Annotated in this window: 16 protein-coding genes; all 16 read right to left on the bottom strand. The window is 29.8% G+C overall.

Features of this window, described 5'->3' with window-relative positions:
- Nucleotide 1 precedes the first annotated feature (1 nt).
- Nucleotides 2–1,426 (bottom strand): pyruvate kinase, encoded by a 1,425-nt coding sequence (pyk, locus tag LRR82_RS03080; RefSeq protein ID WP_249030035.1) that lies wholly within the window; start codon nt 1,424–1,426, stop codon nt 2–4.
- 35 nt (nt 1,427–1,461) lie between these two features.
- Entirely contained in the window at nt 1,462–2,421 is a 960-nt protein-coding gene (gene pfkA / locus LRR82_RS03075) for a 6-phosphofructokinase (protein WP_249030034.1), read from the bottom strand.
- A gap of 99 nt (nt 2,422–2,520) precedes the next feature.
- Nucleotides 2,521–3,420, bottom strand: a complete 900-nt coding sequence (locus LRR82_RS03070) for a primosomal protein DnaI (RefSeq protein WP_249030033.1) — start codon at nt 3,418–3,420, stop codon at nt 2,521–2,523.
- Between the two features lie 10 nt (nt 3,421–3,430).
- Nucleotides 3,431–4,648 carry a DnaD domain protein gene (locus LRR82_RS03065; protein ID WP_249030032.1) on the bottom strand — a complete coding sequence of 406 codons (1,218 nt, stop codon included), beginning with the start codon at nt 4,646–4,648 and terminating at the stop codon, nt 3,431–3,433.
- Entirely contained in the window at nt 4,629–5,213 is a 585-nt protein-coding gene (gene coaE / locus LRR82_RS03060) for a dephospho-CoA kinase (RefSeq protein WP_249030031.1), read from the bottom strand. Before coaE ends, LRR82_RS03065 begins: the two co-directional genes overlap by 20 nt.
- On the bottom strand, nt 5,210–6,154 hold the full coding sequence (locus LRR82_RS03055; protein ID WP_249030030.1) for a Gfo/Idh/MocA family protein: 945 nt from the start codon (nt 6,152–6,154) through the stop codon (nt 5,210–5,212). Before LRR82_RS03055 ends, coaE begins: the two co-directional genes overlap by 4 nt.
- Nucleotide 6,155: 1 nt before the next feature.
- Nucleotides 6,156–6,968 carry a DNA-formamidopyrimidine glycosylase gene (gene mutM / locus LRR82_RS03050; RefSeq protein WP_249030029.1) on the bottom strand — a complete coding sequence of 271 codons (813 nt, stop codon included), beginning with the start codon at nt 6,966–6,968 and terminating at the stop codon, nt 6,156–6,158.
- A gap of 1 nt (nt 6,969) precedes the next feature.
- Nucleotides 6,970–9,588: a DNA polymerase I gene (gene polA, locus LRR82_RS03045; protein ID WP_249030028.1), complete on the bottom strand. Its 2,619-nt coding sequence runs from the start codon at nt 9,586–9,588 to the stop codon at nt 6,970–6,972.
- The gene (gene dnaE, locus LRR82_RS03040) at nt 9,585–12,641 is read right to left on the bottom strand and encodes a DNA polymerase III subunit alpha (RefSeq protein WP_249030027.1); all 3,057 of its coding nucleotides are present in this window, start codon (nt 12,639–12,641) and stop codon (nt 9,585–9,587) included. The genes polA and dnaE overlap by 4 nt, the downstream gene beginning before the upstream one ends.
- A 58-nt stretch (nt 12,642–12,699) precedes the next feature.
- Complete coding sequence (locus tag LRR82_RS03035; RefSeq protein WP_249030026.1) at nt 12,700–13,005, bottom strand: hypothetical protein; 306 nt, start codon at nt 13,003–13,005, stop codon at nt 12,700–12,702.
- Nucleotides 13,006–13,061: 56 nt separating this feature from the next.
- Nucleotides 13,062–13,994: a 1-phosphofructokinase gene (gene pfkB / locus LRR82_RS03030; RefSeq protein ID WP_249030025.1), complete on the bottom strand. Its 933-nt coding sequence runs from the start codon at nt 13,992–13,994 to the stop codon at nt 13,062–13,064.
- Between the two features lie 4 nt (nt 13,995–13,998).
- Complete coding sequence (locus tag LRR82_RS03025) at nt 13,999–14,697, bottom strand: PTS sugar transporter subunit IIA (protein ID WP_249030024.1); 699 nt, start codon at nt 14,695–14,697, stop codon at nt 13,999–14,001.
- A 2-nt stretch (nt 14,698–14,699) separates the two neighbouring features.
- Nucleotides 14,700–16,715 carry a BglG family transcription antiterminator gene (locus LRR82_RS03020; RefSeq protein WP_249030023.1) on the bottom strand — a complete coding sequence of 672 codons (2,016 nt, stop codon included), beginning with the start codon at nt 16,713–16,715 and terminating at the stop codon, nt 14,700–14,702.
- A 13-nt stretch (nt 16,716–16,728) separates the two neighbouring features.
- Nucleotides 16,729–18,099 (bottom strand): PTS mannitol transporter subunit IICB, encoded by a 1,371-nt coding sequence (locus LRR82_RS03015; RefSeq protein WP_249030022.1) that lies wholly within the window; start codon nt 18,097–18,099, stop codon nt 16,729–16,731.
- A gap of 263 nt (nt 18,100–18,362) precedes the next feature.
- Nucleotides 18,363–19,496, bottom strand: coding sequence for an N-acetylglucosamine-6-phosphate deacetylase (gene nagA, locus LRR82_RS03010; RefSeq protein WP_249030021.1), 1,134 nt, complete (start codon nt 19,494–19,496; stop codon nt 18,363–18,365).
- Nucleotides 19,497–19,678: 182 nt separating this feature from the next.
- Entirely contained in the window at nt 19,679–19,921 is a 243-nt protein-coding gene (locus LRR82_RS03005) for a TIGR03905 family TSCPD domain-containing protein (RefSeq protein ID WP_249030020.1), read from the bottom strand.
- Nucleotides 19,922–19,926 lie beyond the last annotated feature (5 nt).

Below are 19,926 nucleotides of genomic sequence, written 5' to 3'. Positions count from 1 at the left end.
ATTAAACAGTTACTAATTCTAAATAACTAGTTGTACCTTTAACACCTGGTGTACCACCAGTAACAATAATTTGTTCTCCAGTTTCAACACCATTTTCTCTAGCTAATACTTTAGCATATTCTAATTGATCTAAACGGTTATCCATAGTTTTACATACAGTACCTTTTACACCCCAGTTTAAAGCTAATGAACGAGTAATTGGTTCATAAGGAGTAGCAGCAATGATTGTAGATTCTGGACGATATCTAGATACTTTTCTTGCAGTTGATCCTGTTTCAGTAAATACGATGATTGCAGAAACATGGAATTTAGATGCAATTTCAGCAACTGACATACAAATAGCTTCTGAAGGATCTGTATGAGCAGTTTTCACAGCTTGCATTCTTAAATTATCATAATCTAATGTTCCTTCTGTTTTTAAAGCAATTTTAGTCATTGTCATAACTGATTCTTCTGGATACTTACCTTGAGCAGACTCTCCTGATAACATGATTGCATCAGTACCATCATAAATAGCGTTTGCAACGTCACTTACTTCAGCACGAGTTGGTCTTGGGTTTTCTTGCATACTGTCTAACATTTGAGTTGCAGTAATTACTACTTTACCAGCAGCTTTACATTTTTTGATTAATTCTTTTTGAATTAATGGTACATCTTCAGCAGGTACTTCTACCCCTAAGTCTCCACGAGCTACCATGATACCATCAGCAACTTGTAAGATTTCGTCCATGTTATCAACACCTTCGCTATTTTCAATTTTAGCGATGATTTGAATTTCAGGACGACCATTTTCAACTAATAACTTTTTAACATCTAAAACATCTTGTGCACGTCTTACAAAAGAAGCAGCTACAAAGTTAACTTTTTGTTCACATCCAAAAGTAATATCAGCGATATCTTTTTCAGATAAGTAATCAAAACCTAATTTAATTCCTGGAACGTTAATACCACGTCTGTTTTTAACAACACCATCATTTGCACAAACACAAACAATATCAGTTCCTTCTACATGATCCACTAATAATTCTACTTGACCATCATTTACTAAAATGAAACCACCTGGTTTAACATCTTTATATAATTCTTTATAAGTAATAGTAAAACGATCGCTAGTTCCTTCGATATCTTCAATACAAATAACTGAAGTTTGTCCTTTTTTAAATTCTGTAGATCCACCAACGAATCCACCTGTACGAATTTCAGGTCCTTTTGTATCTAATAAAATAGCAATATTTTTATTACATTCCACACTTAATTTACGAGCAGTTACAATTCTACCACCATGTTCTTCAAAATCACCATGAGAGAAATTTAAACGCATAACGTTCATTCCTGCCATAATTAATTTTTTCATCATTTTTTCATCTTCACTTGCTGGTCCAATTGTACAAACAATACGAGTCTTCTTTTTTCTTTCTACGATCATATCTCTATCTTCCTCACCTTACCGAATTTTTTATATTAACGAAGCTTCATTGCATCTTCGTAAATACCGTTATCTGCCACACGTTTTTCTGATAAAACTTCTGTAATATCTAAACCTGTGATTTTACCACTTACTTCACTTACGCATAGTCCACCTTTACCGGCTTCTAATAATTCTACTGCGTAAATCCCCATTCTTGATCCTAATACTCTATCTCTTGCTGAAGGTCTTCCCCCTCTTTGCATATGTCCTAAAACATTTGCACGTGTTTCAAAACCAGTAGCAACTTCAATATTTTTTGCTAATTGATTAACATCCGTAATATGTTCTGTTATTACAACAATTGCATGTGTTTTATCACTTGCTTTTGATGCTTTTAACCTTTCAATAACTTCTGCTTCATCAAATCCACTTTCACTAGTAATAATGATTTCAGCTCCTGCTGCAATACCTGCATTAATTGCTAAATCTCCACAATAACGTCCCATTACTTCGAGTATCGTACAACGTTGATGTGAACTAGATGTGTCTCTTAAACGATCCAATGCATCTACTATTGTATTTAATGCTGTATCAAATCCAATAGTATGATCTGTATGAGGAATATCATTATCAATAGTTCCTGGAATCCCAATACAATTAACTCCCATTTCTGTAAGTTTTAAAGCACCATTATAACTACCGTCTCCCCCAATAACTACCAATGCTTCCATCCCTACTTTTTTCATTTGTTCAATTGCTTGTTTTCTTACTTCTGGATCTTTAAATTCTGGGAAACGTGCTGATTTTAAAAACGTTCCACCTAAATTTATTTTGTTACGTGTTGATGTACGATCAAACTCAATAAAGTCTCCATTGAATAATCCTTGGAAACCTAATCTTACACCATATACTTTTATCCCTTTGTTTAAACAAGTTCTAGCTACTGCACGAACAGCGCCATTCATCCCTGGAGCATCTCCTCCAGATGTTAAAACACCAATACATTTAACCATTCTCATCACTCCTGTTTTTTTGTCTTTATATACCTTAGACATTCTATCATAAAAGGTCTAGGGTTTCCAACTGTTTTTGTAAAAAAATAGCTTATTTTCTTATCTTAAATCTTGTCCTTGTAAATGAATTACTTTGCTAACCGCTTTCATTCTATCAATTAGTCTTTCTACTTTAGAACCATCACCATTTTTAATACTATAAATAGGTTTTAAATTATCAATTGAATAAATACTTGTAAAAAAGGTCACTTTTTGATTTTGTGAACGATATGACAAAACGGCTGACAAAACTTCATCTCTTGACCAAGCTGTTGGATTTTCTCCACCAATATCATCAATAACTAAATAATCAATATTTTTCATTAATTCAATATGTTGATTATCATTTTTATTATCCCCAAAACCAGCTTTTATATCCATTAAAAAAGTTGGAAAATGAATATATCCGCACTGTCTTCCTTCCATTACCAAAGCACGAATTAACCATCCCATTAATGTAGATTTACCAAGCCCTGGAAGACCATATAAATAAATTCCTTTTTCAATAGGATTCTTTAAATATTCTCCTAATTGAGTCAAAACAGTTCTTGAATTTCCTTCTTTTTGATTTAACATTGTTAAATCTTTGCTACGTGTTAAAAGTATTTTATCACCAACATTTTTTAAAGCAATTCGATTTAAAATATCTTGATTTTCAAACTTCTCAAATCCATACTGACATGGTGTTAGTGGGAAATGTAAATACTCTTTACTACCTTGAATATCTTGCTTCATCCCTTTTGTCACTTTAGGACAACTTGATAAACCTACACAATTTTCACATTCTTGATTACTAGTAGCATATTGCAAAAAATCTATCCAGTTATTTTCTAAATCAGTTCTATTTAAATGAAATTCATTCATTTTTAATTGGATGCATTTTAATCCTAGTAATTCATCAATACTTTTCTCTTTAACAGCTTGTGCACCGGCATCTTGTTGTATAACTATTTTTTGCATATTTACCCTCCTAGTTATATTTCGATAACAATTCTTCTAAAGAATCAGTATCAATGTTTTCTTGTATATTCTCTTCTTTTTGTGTTTTCCATGAAGGCTCTTTTGTAATAGAAAGAAGTTCTTTTTTTGCTTCCATCATTGCTTCTTGTACTGTTTTAATATTCTTTCTCTGCCATTTAGCTCCATGGTATTCCATGAATTTTTGTGCCAATGCTCCATCACATTGTGAAAGTGTAAATTCTATCAAAACATTAATAACACCTTGTTCTAACCCTAAGCCTATTAGTAATGACTCAATTAATTGTAATTCTCTTTTTACTGGTTCTTTACCACCCTGTTTTGCTTTTAGTAATTCATATGGTGAAGTTGTTTCTAAATAATAGATATGTTTTTGTTCCTCACCACTTCCACCAGTGGAAGTATGTACTACTGATTGGTGATGATATACTTCTTTTAGTGTTTCTGGTACTTTTGTTTGATAATAATCTTGACAAGTTTTATGGAAAGCTTGTTCATGGAATACTCCTTGAATAAAGTTCTCTTTTACAAAGGCTTGCATATCAATCATTGGAATTTGATATAACATACCTAATTGATCAATTAATTCTATTTGTCCTTCTGTTAATTGATTACTAGTTATTTGATATACTTCCATTCCCTCAAAGAAAATATCTCTTGAATAAGTTGCTTGTAATTTACTTTTTGTAATATCAAATATTGGTTCTTTTACTTGTATAACATTCTGATTATTTAATAATTGAATATCAAAAACATCATTAAATGAAATTTTTTCTTCTTGATAAACATTTTTATCAATTAGTTTTACTAAAAAATGATTCTTTGTTTTTAGATATTCTTCTTTTCCTAATACCTTAAATAACAAAGTATTTAATACTTGATGATGATACAGTTGGTTGGGTGTCATCGGTAATAATAATTCATAAAGATAATGATTATCTTTATGAAATACTTTTAATAATCCCACAGCCTGTAGTTTCTTCATTGCTTCTTGTAATTGTTCCATTGTTAATTGAGATAGCTTAATAAGACGAGAATGTAAGGAAACTACTTCATTTAGGCTACTATCTTCTAATAATGTCATATATAGATTTACTGCGCTAGAACCTATAATTGGTTGATATAGAAGCATTAAACATTTACGTCTTGGCTCATCCATAGGATAAGAATAACTAGTTGTGTATGTGTCACTATTTGTTCTTGTTTTCAATGTTTTCTCCTATCAGCATATCGATTTGTTTATATAAATCTTCTTGTAATAAACTATTATCGAGTACAAAATTTGCCTTCTTTCTTTTTTCTTCTATATCAATTTGGTTATTAATTCTTTGTAATGCCTGTTCTTTCGTACAATTATCACGTTTGATTAAACGTTCTATTTGGATATCTTTGGTTACATATACAACAATTACTTTATCAACTAATCCTTCTAACTTTGCTTCATATAATAATGGAATATCTAAAAATAGAATATTTTGATCTAGTTTTTTAGCAGCATTTAATTTTTCAATAACATAGGGATGAATAATACTTTCTATTTGTTTTTTAGCAATTTTATTAGAAAATAAAATAGCTCCTAATTTTTTACGATCAATATTGTTATTAATAAAAACTTCTGGAAATAATTCATAAATTTGTTTTTTACAAGTTTCATCAAACAATGCCTGATGACTTAGTTTATCACTATCAACAACTATATATCCTTTTTCTAATAGATACTTTGTTACCGTGCTTTTGCCACAAGCAATACTTCCTGTTATTCCATAAACAATCATCGAATCAATGCATTAATGTTTTCTATTATTTCAATAGCACGGATAGAACGATCAAAAGTATTAATCTCACTTTCTATTTTACCACTTGCAATACAAGTACAAGAATGATCAATTTGACTATAGAAATCATCTATTTCATATTTCTTTTCAACTATTTCAATATTTCCATCTTTATGTATTTCCATCATTTCAGGACGATGCAATAAAGGTATTACAATCTTCCCTTTTGTTCCTTCTAAAACAACAAAGTTCTCTTTTTTACGATCAAATGCAGTTTCTAATATCCCCACTGTTCCATTAGAATATGTCATCGTTGCATAAATATACAACTCTATTCCATTTTCATAGAAAGTTACATCATTCACTTCCATTGTATAATCCCCTTGTAAAAAATCAACTAAAAATGCTGTATTATAAATACCTAAATCCAATAAACAACCTCCTTGAACTGGTTGATAATGATAAGCATTTTCTTGATATTCTGAAATATTACAAAAAGAAGTAATCACTTTTTGAATCTCTCCTATTTCATCTACACGCTTTACTAACTCACGATATAGTGGAACAACACGTGATTTCATTGCTTCCATAAAAAATGTATTGTTTTCAATTGCTACTTCTTTTACTTTTTTCATTTGTTCACTACTCATCATTGCTGGTTTTTCACATATAACCGCTTTTTTTGCTACTAAGGCTTTAATAACCCACTCATAATGATACATATGAGGTAAAGCAACATAAACAGCATCTATCTTCTCATCATCGATAATAGCTTGAAAAGTACCATAAGCTTTCTTACAAGGAAACTCCTCTTGAAAAGCGAATGCTTTTTGTTCACTACGACACGACACAGCATATAATTCACTATCCTTTTGACTTTTTAGTGCCTCACAAAAACGATGTGCTATATTCCCTGCTCCTATTACTCCCCAACGTATCATTTTAACCTCTCCTTTTTTGACATTTTTTACAATAATAAGTACCTCTTTGATGCACCATTTCTTTTGTTATTTCTCCTTGGCAAATAGGACAAACTTTTTTTGTATGAACCATTAAAGATACTTGAAAAAGCCCATTGATACCATTAGAATCAAATGAATGAATTGTTGTTCCTCCTTGATCAATTGCTTTTAATAAAACCTCACTACTTATATCTATTAATTGTTGTACTCTTTTCTTTGATAAAGCTTTACCCGCTGTTTTAGGATTCATTGCCATATGAAAACATATTTCATTAGCATAAATATTTCCAATACCAGCCATAATTGTTTGATCCAATAAAAGTGTTTTTATTGGTAGTGAACTCTTATGAATCAATGGATAAACTTCTTGAAGTTGGGCATCCATTGGTTCAGGTCCAAGTTTACTTAATGGTAATTGATAATGATAATCATTTCTATCCACCAACTGCATACGACCAAACTTTCTTGTATCATGATAACATAAAACCTGCCCATTATCTAATTCAAAAATAATATGATCATGTTTTGAATAAACATAACCCTTTTGTTTTAGATTATATTTCCCTTCCATTCGCAGATGAGATAGAAAAGCAGTATCTTCTAATAAGAAAATTAAATACTTTCCAACTCGATCAATATCTTGGATTGTTTTACCTACTAAACTATGTATAAATTCTTCTGTTTGTCCATCAATAATATTAGGATATCTTACAATAATATTTGTTATCTTACAATTTAATACAAAATTCTTTAATGTTCTTTTAACTGTTTCAACCTCTGGTAGTTCTGGCATATTATTTTAAATCATACCATGACTTAGCATAATTTCCTTCTACTTTTAAATCCACATTTAAAGAAGCTGCTTGTTCCATTCCTAATTGCACTAATTCCATTACTTTTTCTACTTCCTCACTTTTAACATCAAAGATTAATTCATCGTGTACTTGTAAAATCATTTTAGATTGAAGATTATTTTCTTTAAACAATTGATCTACTTTAATCATTGCTAGTTTCATAATATCAGCACCCGTTCCTTGTATCGGAGAATTCATAGCAAGACGTTTTCCTAATTCTTGACGCATAAAATTCTTTTCATTAATTTCTGGTATATAACGACGACGTAAAAACATAGTTTCAACATAACCTAATTCTTTACATTTTTGAATATTTGTTTTCATATAACTTTCAATTTCTGGATATTTTGTAAAATAGTTTTCAATAAATCGTTTTGCTTCATTAACAGAGCTATCTATTTGTTTTGATAAACCAAAATCGGACATTCCATAAACAATTCCAAAATTAATAGCCTTAGCATGACGACGCATTGTATCATCCACTTTATCAAGAGCGACATGGAATATTTGGCTAGCAGTATAAGCATGAATATCTTGATCATCATTAAATGCTTGAATCAAAGAAGGACACTCAGCCATATGTGCTAGAATACGTAATTCAATTTGAGAATAATCATAAGAAACTAAGTAATCATTACTTGGAATAAATGCTTTACGAATATCTTTTCCTTCTGGTGTTTTTACTGGAATGTTTTGTAAATTTGGATCTGTAGAAGATAGTCTTCCTGTAAGTGTTAATGCTTGATTATACATGGTATGAATTTTACCATCAGCAAACACTTGTTCTTGCAAGCCAATAATATAGGTAGAATATAGCTTCGTAATTGAACGATAATCTAATATTTTTTTAATAACAGGATGGATATCCACTAAATTATTTAAAACTTCTACAGAAGTAGAAAATCCTGTTTTTGTCTTTTTAGAGCTAGGTAAACCTAAATCCACAAACAATACTTCCCCTAATTGTTTAGGTGAAGCAATATTAAATTCTTTCCCTACTAAACTATGTATATCTTTTTCTAATTCTTTAATTTTATTTCCATAACTTTGTTCTAACTGCTTTAAAAAGTCTAAATCTACTTTTGCCCCAGTATATTCCATTTGTGCTAAAATCCTACTAACTGGCATCTCTATTTCTTGATATAAGTCATATTGTTGTTCTGCTTTTAATTTATCAACTGCTAATTGTCTTAATAAATAAATAGCTTTTGCTTTCTTTACCATATGATTCGCTAAAATTTCATCACTAGGAATACATTTTTTAGCACCTTTTCCAAATACTTCTTCATCATATGCTACATCATAATATTGATAATACTCACAAACACTACGCATTTCATCTTTTAAACCAGGTGATAAAATATAGCTCGCTAACTGTAAATCAAATGTATAGTTTTCTATTTCAATAGTATGCCATAAACTAGAAGTAATACTTCTTTTAATATCATAACCATATTTTTTAATATCTTTATTTTTACAAAATGCTAGAAAAGAAGCATCTTTTAATGCATTTTCAATAGAAATATAATAAGCTTGATCTTCATTATAAATACCAAATCCTAATAATAATGACTTATGATAATTTTCTTCATACGTACATGTTGTTAATGCACTATCTTTATTAATAGGTGGTAATGATTGTACAATGATAGGTTTGATATCATTTGATGTTTTTATGGGAGTTTGCGTTTTTTGTAAAGAAATTCTTTTTAATAATGATTGCATATCATAACGACGATAAAAAGCTGCTAGTTTTTCATAGTCATAAGGTTGGTAGATAGAACTTTCAAGATCATATTCTAGTGGTACATTAATATCTATTGTAGCTAATTCTTTTGATAGTATTGCCATATCAATTTGTTCACGAATAGTTTGTCCTATTTTTCCTTTTAATTCATCACTATGTTCTTTTAGATTTTCAACTGTTTCATATTCTTTGATTAGTTTAATTGCCGTTTTAGGACCAACACCTGTAATACCAGGAATATTATCTGCAGTATCTCCCATTAATCCTAATAAGTCTCTCATTTGATCACAACTAATCCCATATTCTTCATAAAAAGAAGTAGGTGTGATAATATTATAATTATCACTTTTTTGTGGCTTTTTATATTGATGCACCGATTCATTTACTAACTGCATCATATCTTTATCATTTGTATAAATATGTACTTCAATACCTTCTTTACTTGCTTTATTAGCAATTGTTCCAATAATATCATCGCCTTCATAACCAGTTAATTCTAAGTGTTGAATTTGATAAGCATCTAAAAACTCTTTCACCATTGGAAATTGACATGTTAATTCTTGAGGTGTTTCTTTTCTGTTTTCTTTATATTGTTCTAACATATCACTACGGAATGTTTTCCCTTTTGCATCAAAAGCAACAACTACATAATCAGGATTTTCTTTTAAGACACTTCCTAATCTTTGGGCGAATCCGTATACCCCATTGGTTGGTACACCATCTTTATTTACCATTAAGTTACCCATTGCTGCTGTTGCATAGTAACAACTAAATAACCAGAAGTTACCATCGATTAATATCATTTTTTTCATGAAATACCTCTTTCTTTTACTTGGTTGATTAATAAAGATAATTTATCTTTATTATCAACCTTTGCTTCTATATATACTATATTACCTATTTTTAATTGATCTCTACATCGATCAAATACTTGACTAAATACAACACCTTCTATACTTCCAGTTTCATCATTTCCTTCTATAAAGCACATTTGATTATTCTTTTTATCAAATATTTTACGTACTTTTTGAATTTGAATCATAACTGCAACATATTTTCCTCGATATTTCTCTAAATCCATTATATTAATAAAATCTGTATCTAATGATGATTTTGCTAGTACGATTGGATGACTTGTTAAATAGATTCCTAAAGCATTTTTCTCTAATTCTAATGTTTGTAATTTTTTTTCTTTGATTAATTGAATTTGTGGAGGAACCTCTATTCCAAAGCTATTGGCCATCGTTGAAAATTCCATAAATTTACTAATATTTGCTTTAATAGTTGGTCTGTTATAACCAAATTCATCAAATGCTCCAGCATCTATTAAGCTTTCAATCATAGCTTGGTTTAAGCGACTATTTTGTACTCTTGATAAAAAATCAAAAAAGTCCTTAAAAGGTCCAGCCTGTCTTGCATCAATAATAGCTTGATAACCTGCTTGTCCAATATTCTTAACTGCTAATAAAGAATAACGAATATTATCTCCTTCAATTGTAAATCGATTTGTTGATTTATTAATAGATGGAGGCAATAACATCATATTATTCTTTTTCATCTCTTGAATGATTCTTAGCTTACTTGTGGCACTAGATTGATCATTCGATAAATTAGAACTAAAGAATACTAATGGAAAATTAGCTTTGATATAAGCTTGTTGATAAGCAATTTGAGCATATACAACCGAATGTGATTTATTAAATCCATAGTCTGCAAATTTTTCAATCAAATCATAAATATGACTTACTTCTTCTTTATTATATCCATTTTGAACACCACCGTCTAAAAACTCTTGTTTTAAAGACTTCATTGTCTCAAGGTTTTTATCAGACATTGCTTTACGTAAGATATCTGCTTTTGATAAAGAAAAACCAGCAATAAGTGTAGCTACTTGCATAATTTGTTCTTGATAAATAAATATTCCATAAGTAGGTTCTAAGATTGGTTTTAATTGTTCTAAAGGATATATAATTGCTTCTTTTTTTGTTTTACGAGCAATATAAATAGGATTATTTTCCATTGGACCTGGTCGATATAAAGCAATAGTAGCAACAATATCATTAAAACAATCACATTGCATTGATCGAATAAGATTTCTAATACCAGTAGATTCTAATTGGAAAATACCAAAAGTATCTCCTCTTCTAAATAATTCAAATGTTTTTTGATCATTTGTATCTAAATTATTAATGTTTATTTTTTTATGATAAACTCTTTCTATGTCTTCTATCATATATTGTAAAAGTGTTAAGTTTCTTAATCCTAAAACATCCATTTTTAATAAACCGATCGATTCAATATACTTTTTAGAATATTGACTAATAACACCAGTATTTGTTTTTGCTAAAGGGACAACATGCATTAATACATCTTTTGATAACACAATACCAGCAGCATGGGTAGAAATATTTCTAGGTAGTTTTTCAACTATGATCGCACTTTGAATAATCTTAGATAATAAGTCATCTTTATTTACAAAGCTAGAAAACTCATAAGATTCTTCCATTAATTGAGCAATTGATTTTTTGCTTTTCAAATCTGTTGGTATCATTTTGGAAAGAATATCCACTCTAACAGTTGGAATATTCATTACCTTTGCTAAATCACGTAACGCTACTTTAGGACCATATGTTGAAAAAGTAACAATTTGAGCAACATTATCCTTCCCATACTTTTGGGTAATATAGGCTACTACCTCTTCTCTACGATTATCTTGAAAATCAACATCAATATCTGGCATAGAAATACGGTCTTCATTTAAAAAACGTTCAAAAAGTAAATCATGTTCAATTGGATCTACATTGGTAATCCCTAAAACATAAGCTACTAAACTTCCGGCCGCACTTCCTCTACCTGGTCCTACTAGAATTCCTTCTTTTTTAGCAAAACGAACATAATCAAAAACAATTAAAAAATAATCACAGAAACCCATCTTTTGAATAACACCTAGTTCTTTTTCTAAGCGTGCTTGGTATGTTTGGTTTACATTTCCATTTAATCTTTTATTTAGTCCTACATTACATAATTGTTTTAAATAAGCATTGGTATCTACTGTTTCTGGTAAATCATATTTAGGTAAATGCATTTCCCCCATAGGAATAGTCACATTACAAGATGATAAAATAAAGTTTGTATTATCAATATACTCTTGGTTAAACAAGGAACACATTGAATTAGCATCTTTTAAATATAATTGTGTGGTAATAGGTTCATGCATTTTATCTAATGTATAATTTAAAGAGCTAGCATGTAGTAAATCTAATGCTAGGGAATCCTTTTCTTGAAGATAGCGTACTTCATTAGAACAACATACTTTTATTTGATATTTAGAAGCTAATTCTATTAATTTTTGGTTTCTTTTTTGTTGTATTAATAAACCATGATTTTGAATACATAAAAAGAAATTATCATGAAATTTATTTTTTAATAAAGAAACATAATTATCTGCTAAAACATCCATTTCTTTATCTAAAGAACGTTCAATAATTCCTTCTTGACAACCTGAAACAACATATAAATGTTCACTATATACATATAATCCTTCTAAATCGATTGCATGATCATCAGATAATTGGATTTTAGTACTAATTTTTATTAAATCAAAATAACCAGTCGTATCTTTTGCATATAATAACAAAGAATATTTATCTCCTTCAATCAAAACTGTTGCTTCCATACCAATTACTGGTTTTAATCCATAGCTTTTACAAACACCATAAAACTCAGCAACACCATACATAGAGTTAACATCATTAATCGCTAATGCTTGATATCCTAAATGTTTTGCTTGCTGACAAAGTTCCTTGATTAAAATAGTACTTTGTTGAAAACTATAGCTAGTATAAACTTGTAAATGTCCAATCATACAATCACCCTACTTCCTTTGATTATTATATCACGATTTATATGTCCTTGATACTCTTTTACAAGATTGCATGTAGAGAAATTAAAAATAAAAACATTCCTAAAAATAAAACACTTACTAAATATCCGAATTCTAAAAAGTACCAACAATTAGTTGATAATAAATAAATTCTAAAAAAATATAAACAAAGAATGTAATAATGATATTGAATACATATTGCTTTATATCTTCTTTGCCATAAAATAATAAAAATAGATAAAATAGCTGCTATCAAGTGAAAAGGAATAAACCAAGAAGCTAAAAACACTTGAAATAACAAACATAAACTACATAAAAACTGTAATTTCTTTATTTTTATAAACATAGTATCACCAATAAAATATATGTATAACAAATAAAAAAAGAATAGATTTCTCTATTCTAATCTTTAAATTCTATTTCTACTTGTTCCATTAAACCTTTTACTACATCGATACTTGGAGCTTTCGTACCTTCTGTCATAACTGCACCAGCAGAAGTTGCAACTGCTAAAGTAATAAAGTCTTCAAAGTTTAATTGTTGTTCCATAGCATAACTAATAGCACCAACCATAGAATCACCAGCACCTACTGCAGAATGTGCTTTGATTTTTAAGCCTTTTACATAAGCTACTTTTTCTTTTCTTACAAAGATAGCTCCTCTAGATCCTAAAGAAATAGCGATTGTTTCCATTCCTTTATCTAATAATTTTTTAGCATGTTCTACCATTTCTTCATCACTAATATCTTTAGATAAATCAAAGTATTTACACAACTCATATTTATTAGGTTTAATAACACTAGGACCTGCTTCAATACCTAAATCAAATAATTCTCCATCAGCATCTAATACTACTTTCATTCCTTTAGATTTTAACAATTTTGTTAAATCAAAATAAATGTTTTTTTCTACGCCAGCAGGAACACTACCAGCCAATACCACAGTATCCCCTGGATTACACATGTTAATTAATTGTTCCGTAAAAGACTCTATATCTTCTTTACTAATAGGTAATCCTGTTTCATTTAACTCTGTTAAATTCATTTCTTTATCAAGAACTTTTAAATTCATTCTGGTATTACCAGGAACTTCTTTAAAACGACATTCCAACCCTTTTTCAACTAATTCATCTTGAATCCATTTTCCATTTGTACCTGCAATAAAACCTGTACAAATAGATGTACCCCCTAATTCTTGAATTGCTTTCGAAACATTAATACCTTTTCCACCAGCATCTAAAATAACATTTGTTAAACGATTTAATTCATTTACTTCTAACATTTCTAATTGTGCTGTTTTATCAATTGCGGGATTTAAAGTTACTGTGATTATCATAAATTTATGCTCCTTCCACTAAAATATTACGAATAAAATCAACGTCATCACTAGCTACTATTTGATCTACTGTTTCCATTTCACATAATGTAATAGCAATATTTGATAAGATTTCCATATGGTCATCACCTTTTGCAGCAATACCAATAACGATACGTACTAAATTTCCATTCCAATCAATTCCATTTGGATAAATCATTACTGCAATACCAGTATTTAATACATATTTCTTTACATCAAATTCACCATGAGGAATAGCTAAATCATTCCCTAAATAAGTTGTTAAATCATGATCTCTATTTAACATTCCTTGAATATATGGTGCTTCAATATAACCATGAGCCTGTAATAATTCTCCCATTGCTACAATAGCTTCATCACTTGTACAAGATGCACAATTTAAGATAATAGCCTCTTTTTTTAACATTTCATTATTTCCCATTTTATTAATCTCCTTCGCGATTTCTCTAAGTATTTTATCATCTAAAAAATATAATATATCATATATTCTTTTGTATTTATTACGGTCATCTACTTGAGATGACAAGTGTTTTTGGACAATAACAACATCACAACTAGTTGGTATTTTATAAACTGAACAATGACTTACTTTTATATCTTGATTAACATACTTTCTAAGCATAGAAGCTCCTAAAGCACTTGATCCCATCCCGGCATCACAAGCAAAGTAAACATTTATCATTCTTATTCCTCCCTAATCTTCGTTGTAATATATTGCTGTAAATGAATTTGCAATACAGACTGAATTTCTTCTTTATTTCCTACTAGTAGTGTTTCAAAGAATGTTGGTTCTTCTATTAACATAACAGAAATAGTGGACATCATTTGTCGATGACTTTCACAAGCATTTGTTGGTAAAAGCATACATAAGATAACATCAATATCTTGTAATGCTTTGTTTGTAAAAGGTTTTTCTGGTAAAAAAACCTTAACAAGACAATGATCTACTAAATCTGTTGTTGCATGTAATAAACCAAAATGGAAGTTTTGATACATTGTACTACCATTCTCTTCTCTTTTTTGAATTACTTTGACTAGTTCAGGGTTATCCAGCATTTTTGCACATACAAAATCAATCATTTGTGATTTATCACAATCACTTTGTAACATATGAACTTCTAAATTAGTTACTACCTGTTTGATAAATTCTACTGCATCCATTAAGTCAAAATCAACTGTTTTTGTTTCTACTTTCGGTAATTGTTTACGTTTTGTATTAATAACTTTTAATACTTCAACTACATCACTTTGATTTAATAGTGGAGTTACTTGAATAGCGTTTTCTACAACAAAGGTAGAGATTAATAACTCACAGTCATTTTTATCTACATCACTAATTGATAAAGGAATAAATCGAACATTCTTATCAACTACTCTTTTTAAACGAGCCATTAATAATGCTGACATCCCAATTCCACTACTACATACAATTCCTACTGTAATTTTTCTTAAGTTTGATAACTTATATCTTTCAATTGCTGCTGCAAAATGGAGAACTAAGTAACCTATTTCATCATCATTTAAATAGTAATGATATGTTTCTTCAAATATTGTACCAGCTTTTTGACATACCTTAAATATCTCTTTATAATTTTCTTTTATTTCTTTTAATAAAGGATTATAAATAGGTAATTGATATTGTAAGCGAAGTAATGCTGGTTTTAGATGCGCTGATAAGCTTTGAATTAATTCATAATCTCCAAACAGGTTATAACCATTTTCTTTAAAGATATGCAGCATTCGCAAGATAACATCATAATGCTCTTCAATTGGGTTTTCTAAGTCCACCATCGTAGCTTTCGAACTCTCTAAATGAATTGCAATAAACGCACATTCTACTTCATCCACTTCTATATCAAACTCACTAGCTAAACATTGAAAAATCATTTCAGCTCGCATCAATGCTTCTTTATCTTTTACTAATTCAATAACTTCTCTGTTTTTCTCTAAACTTTCAAATGTTTGCATTCTTCCAACTGCAATCATTAAATGAATTAATAATCCAATATAAGAACTTTTAGCCATTTGATCTAATTTAAATGCTTGACGATTTTCTCTAAAAACAATTAATATTTTCTTTAAAATATCAAAATCTAATACTTTTTGCATATTTGTATTATTCGTTGCCGCTAGTTGTTGTAAAACATCTTGGAATGAATAACGATCAAAATCAATATTCATAATATGGTGTTGTACCGTATTATTAATAATCGATGAAATAGCTCTACGAATAGATGTTTCATTCGCGATAACTCCTATTCCAAAACCAGGACGACGAATTAATTCCACTTCATATTTCTCTAAGAATTGTTCTACATCATCCAAGTCATGTGAAATAGTTGCTTCTGATACTTGGAATTTATTACTATAGTAATATAATTTTTGAATTTGTTTCGATTGTAATAACTCTAAACATAGAAGTTCTTGGCGTTCTTGTTTATCCATATAATCAACTTTTGATCCTTGGATATCAATCAGTAAGTTCTGTTTCTTTTCTTCATCCCCTACTAAACAAATGCCTTTTCCTTTTTTAGTTTCAATACGCAATTGTGAATTACGTAGTTCATCATTAATATATGTTATTTCACGCATGATTGTACGTGTGCTTATTTCTAAGTGATCAGAGATTTCCTGATAAGTAATGTAATCATCTCTACCTAAACATTGAGATATAATTTTAATTTGACGAGATGAATACATACTTTTGTCTCCCTTATTTTAATTTTTCAATAATGTCATCGTATTCTGTACCACCCATAAAGTTAGTAATTGGGAAGATAACAACATTTGGTAGATTATCTTCTACACGTCCTACTAATGATTGATGTGTAACAACTACTTCTGTATCACTAGGAATATCATTAATTGCATAATGAGGAACCGTTACATCAATTCCTGCTGCTTTTAATTTTTTAGTTAGGATAGTTGCTCCCATTGCACTAGAACCCATTCCGGCATCACAAGCAAATACGATTTTACGTAATGTTGATAAGTCTTTTTTCACCGCTACTGCTTCTTGAGTTGGTGTAGCAGTTTTTAATTGTTTACTTTCTGCTTGTGCTTCATCTAAGTCTTCTTTTGAGTTAGTGAATTTAAGAATAAATGCTGCCACTACAAATGCTACAACCGTTGCTGCCGCGATACTGACACATACTCCAAAATAACTATCCGGTGCACACATTGTTAAGATTGCAATAATACTTCCTGGTGATGCTGCAGATACTAAACCTGAACCAAATAATACATTGACAAAGACTCCAGTTGCTCCCCCAGCTATTGCTGCAATAATTAATAATGGATTCATTAAAATATATGGGAAGTAAATTTCATGTATTCCCCCAAAGAAATGAATAATTGCTGCTCCTGATGCAGAAGATTTTGCAGCGCCTTTTCCAAAGAAACAATATGCAAGTAAAATTCCTAAACCTGGACCAGGATTTGATTCAATTAAATAGAAAATAGAAGATCCTTGAGATAATACTTCTTGGATTCCAATTGGTGAGAAAATTCCGTGGTTAATAGCATTATTTAAGAATAATACTTTTGCTGGTTCTACAATTACTGAAAGTAATGGTAATAATCCTCTATCCACTAAGAAATTAACTCCGATAGTTAATACATCATTTAAAGCTAAACAAGCAGGATTAATAGCTAAACAACCAATAACAGCAAGGATAAACCCTAAGATACCAGCTGAGAAGTTATTAACCAACATTTCAAATCCTTCTTTGATATGTCCTTGTAATACTTCATCTAATTTTTTAATTAAGAATGCCCCTAAAGGCCCACAAATCATTGCTCCTATAAACATTGGAATTGGTGCTCCTACCAATACCCCAATTGTCATAATAGAACCTACAGTTGCTCCACGTTGACCATAAACATTATAACCACCTGTGTAAGCAATTAAGATTGGTAATAAATATTGATTCATTGGATCTACTAACTCAGCTAAGGTTGCATTTGGAAACCAACCATTTTCAATAAATACTGATGTTACTAACCCCCATGCGATAAATACTGCGATATTAGGCATTACCATTGCACTTAATACGCGTCCGATTTTTTGTACTTTTTCTTTCATTTTCATTTTTGTCCTTTCTTATACTTATCTTTACAACTACAGTATACAAGTACAAGTGACAAATTCCTATCTTTTGAATTTGAACTTTGTCACTTGTTAAACTGGACAAAATTTAAGAGGCTTTTCTCTATTATAACAAAGCCTTCCTATAAAAAAAAGAGGAGTTTATAAACTCCTCATGATATTCTTATAAACGTTGATAATATCAATTATTTTTTAATAAATAAATTTTCTTAAAAAGTATATACATCCTATAATATGATTTATTTTTTATAAACACAATTTCCTTTAAGATATGTTTCAAGAACTTCATATTGATCATCTAACACAACAAAACTAGCTTCTTTTCCTTCTTCAATAGATCCTACTCGATCAAAAATAGAAAGTGCTTTAGCTGGGTTTTCACTCATAAATTTCACACACTGAACAAATGGTAAACCAAGAAATTGAGACAGATTTCTTACAGCTTCAATAGCTGTTAATGTACTACCCGCTCTTGTTTTTCTTGCATGTTTTAACCAAGCATGTTTATTTTCTACAATAACCTCATTGATTCCTAAACGATATTCACCATCACTTAGACCTGTTGCCATAATAGAATCAGTAACTAATATCATTTTATTATGAGGTCTTACTTTAAACCAATATTGGACAACTGTTTTATTTATATGAGCTCCATCACATATGATTTCAGAATAAATATCACTATTTAAAACAGTTCCACAAACAAATAAATCATGTTGTGTAGGTTGTTTCATAGCATTTCCTAAATGAGTCGCATTACTAGCTCCTGCATCTATAAAAGATTGTGCTTGTTGCCCATTTGCACCACTATGTCCTAAAGAAATAACAACTCCTTTTTTAACAGCATGTTTTACTAAATCACTAGCCCCTTCTAATTCAGCTGACATTGTCATAATTTGAAATAATCCTTTCGAAGCATCGTAAAATTCATCAAACAATGCTTTATCTGGTAACCTTAGATAACAAGACGGCATACATGCTTTAAACTCCTCACAAATAAATGGCCCTTCTATATGAATACCCAAAATACTATCAGCACCACTTTCCTTACTTTCTACTAATGTTTGGATAGATTTTATGATCACATCTTTATCATCTGTTAACAATGTTGGATATACACCTACTACTCCTTGGCTATAAAAGTAAGAACATACTTCTTCTACTGCCTTTTTATCAATATTGTTAAAGTCCACACCTTTTGCTCCATGACTATGAATATCAATAAGACCAGGTATGATTTTTTGATAATTCATATCAATAACTTCACAATCATCCTCTATATTTGAAAACAAAAAACAACCATCTTCAATAGCAAAATCTTTTAAAATAAATTCATCACCTTGATGAAGATATACATTTTTATAAAATATCATAAAATCCCCTGCTTTCCCGTATCTTAAATACGTTTTATTATCTATTTATTTTGATACATTTTCAATATATTGTCTATTCAATTGTAACCTATTCACTAATCAAAAAAAAGAAAAACTGCTAAAAAACAGAAGTAAACAAAAAACGCCACCATCAGTGACGTGTCAAACAAGATTTTTAATAACTACAAAGTTTGTTTTAATGCTTGTGCTAATTGATCAGGGCAACTTGTTGGTTTTGCTCCACAACGAATCCCTTCCATACGAGCGATTGCATCTGTTACATCCAAACCTTTAATTAAAGAACATACTCCCAGTCCATTTCCAGGACATCCACCAATAATTTTAGCTTCAATGATTTTTCCTTCTTCTACTTGAATATGCATTGCACTTGCACATACTCCTTTTGGTTTATAGCTGATTTCCATTTTCT

It is taken from the genome of Tannockella kyphosi, from assembly GCF_021054785.1.
Classification (GTDB): Bacteria; Bacillota_I; Bacilli_A; order Erysipelotrichales; family Coprobacillaceae; genus Tannockella; species Tannockella kyphosi.
Note: the sequence above shows the minus strand (reverse complement) of the source record. Positions and strands in the feature narration are given on the sequence as shown.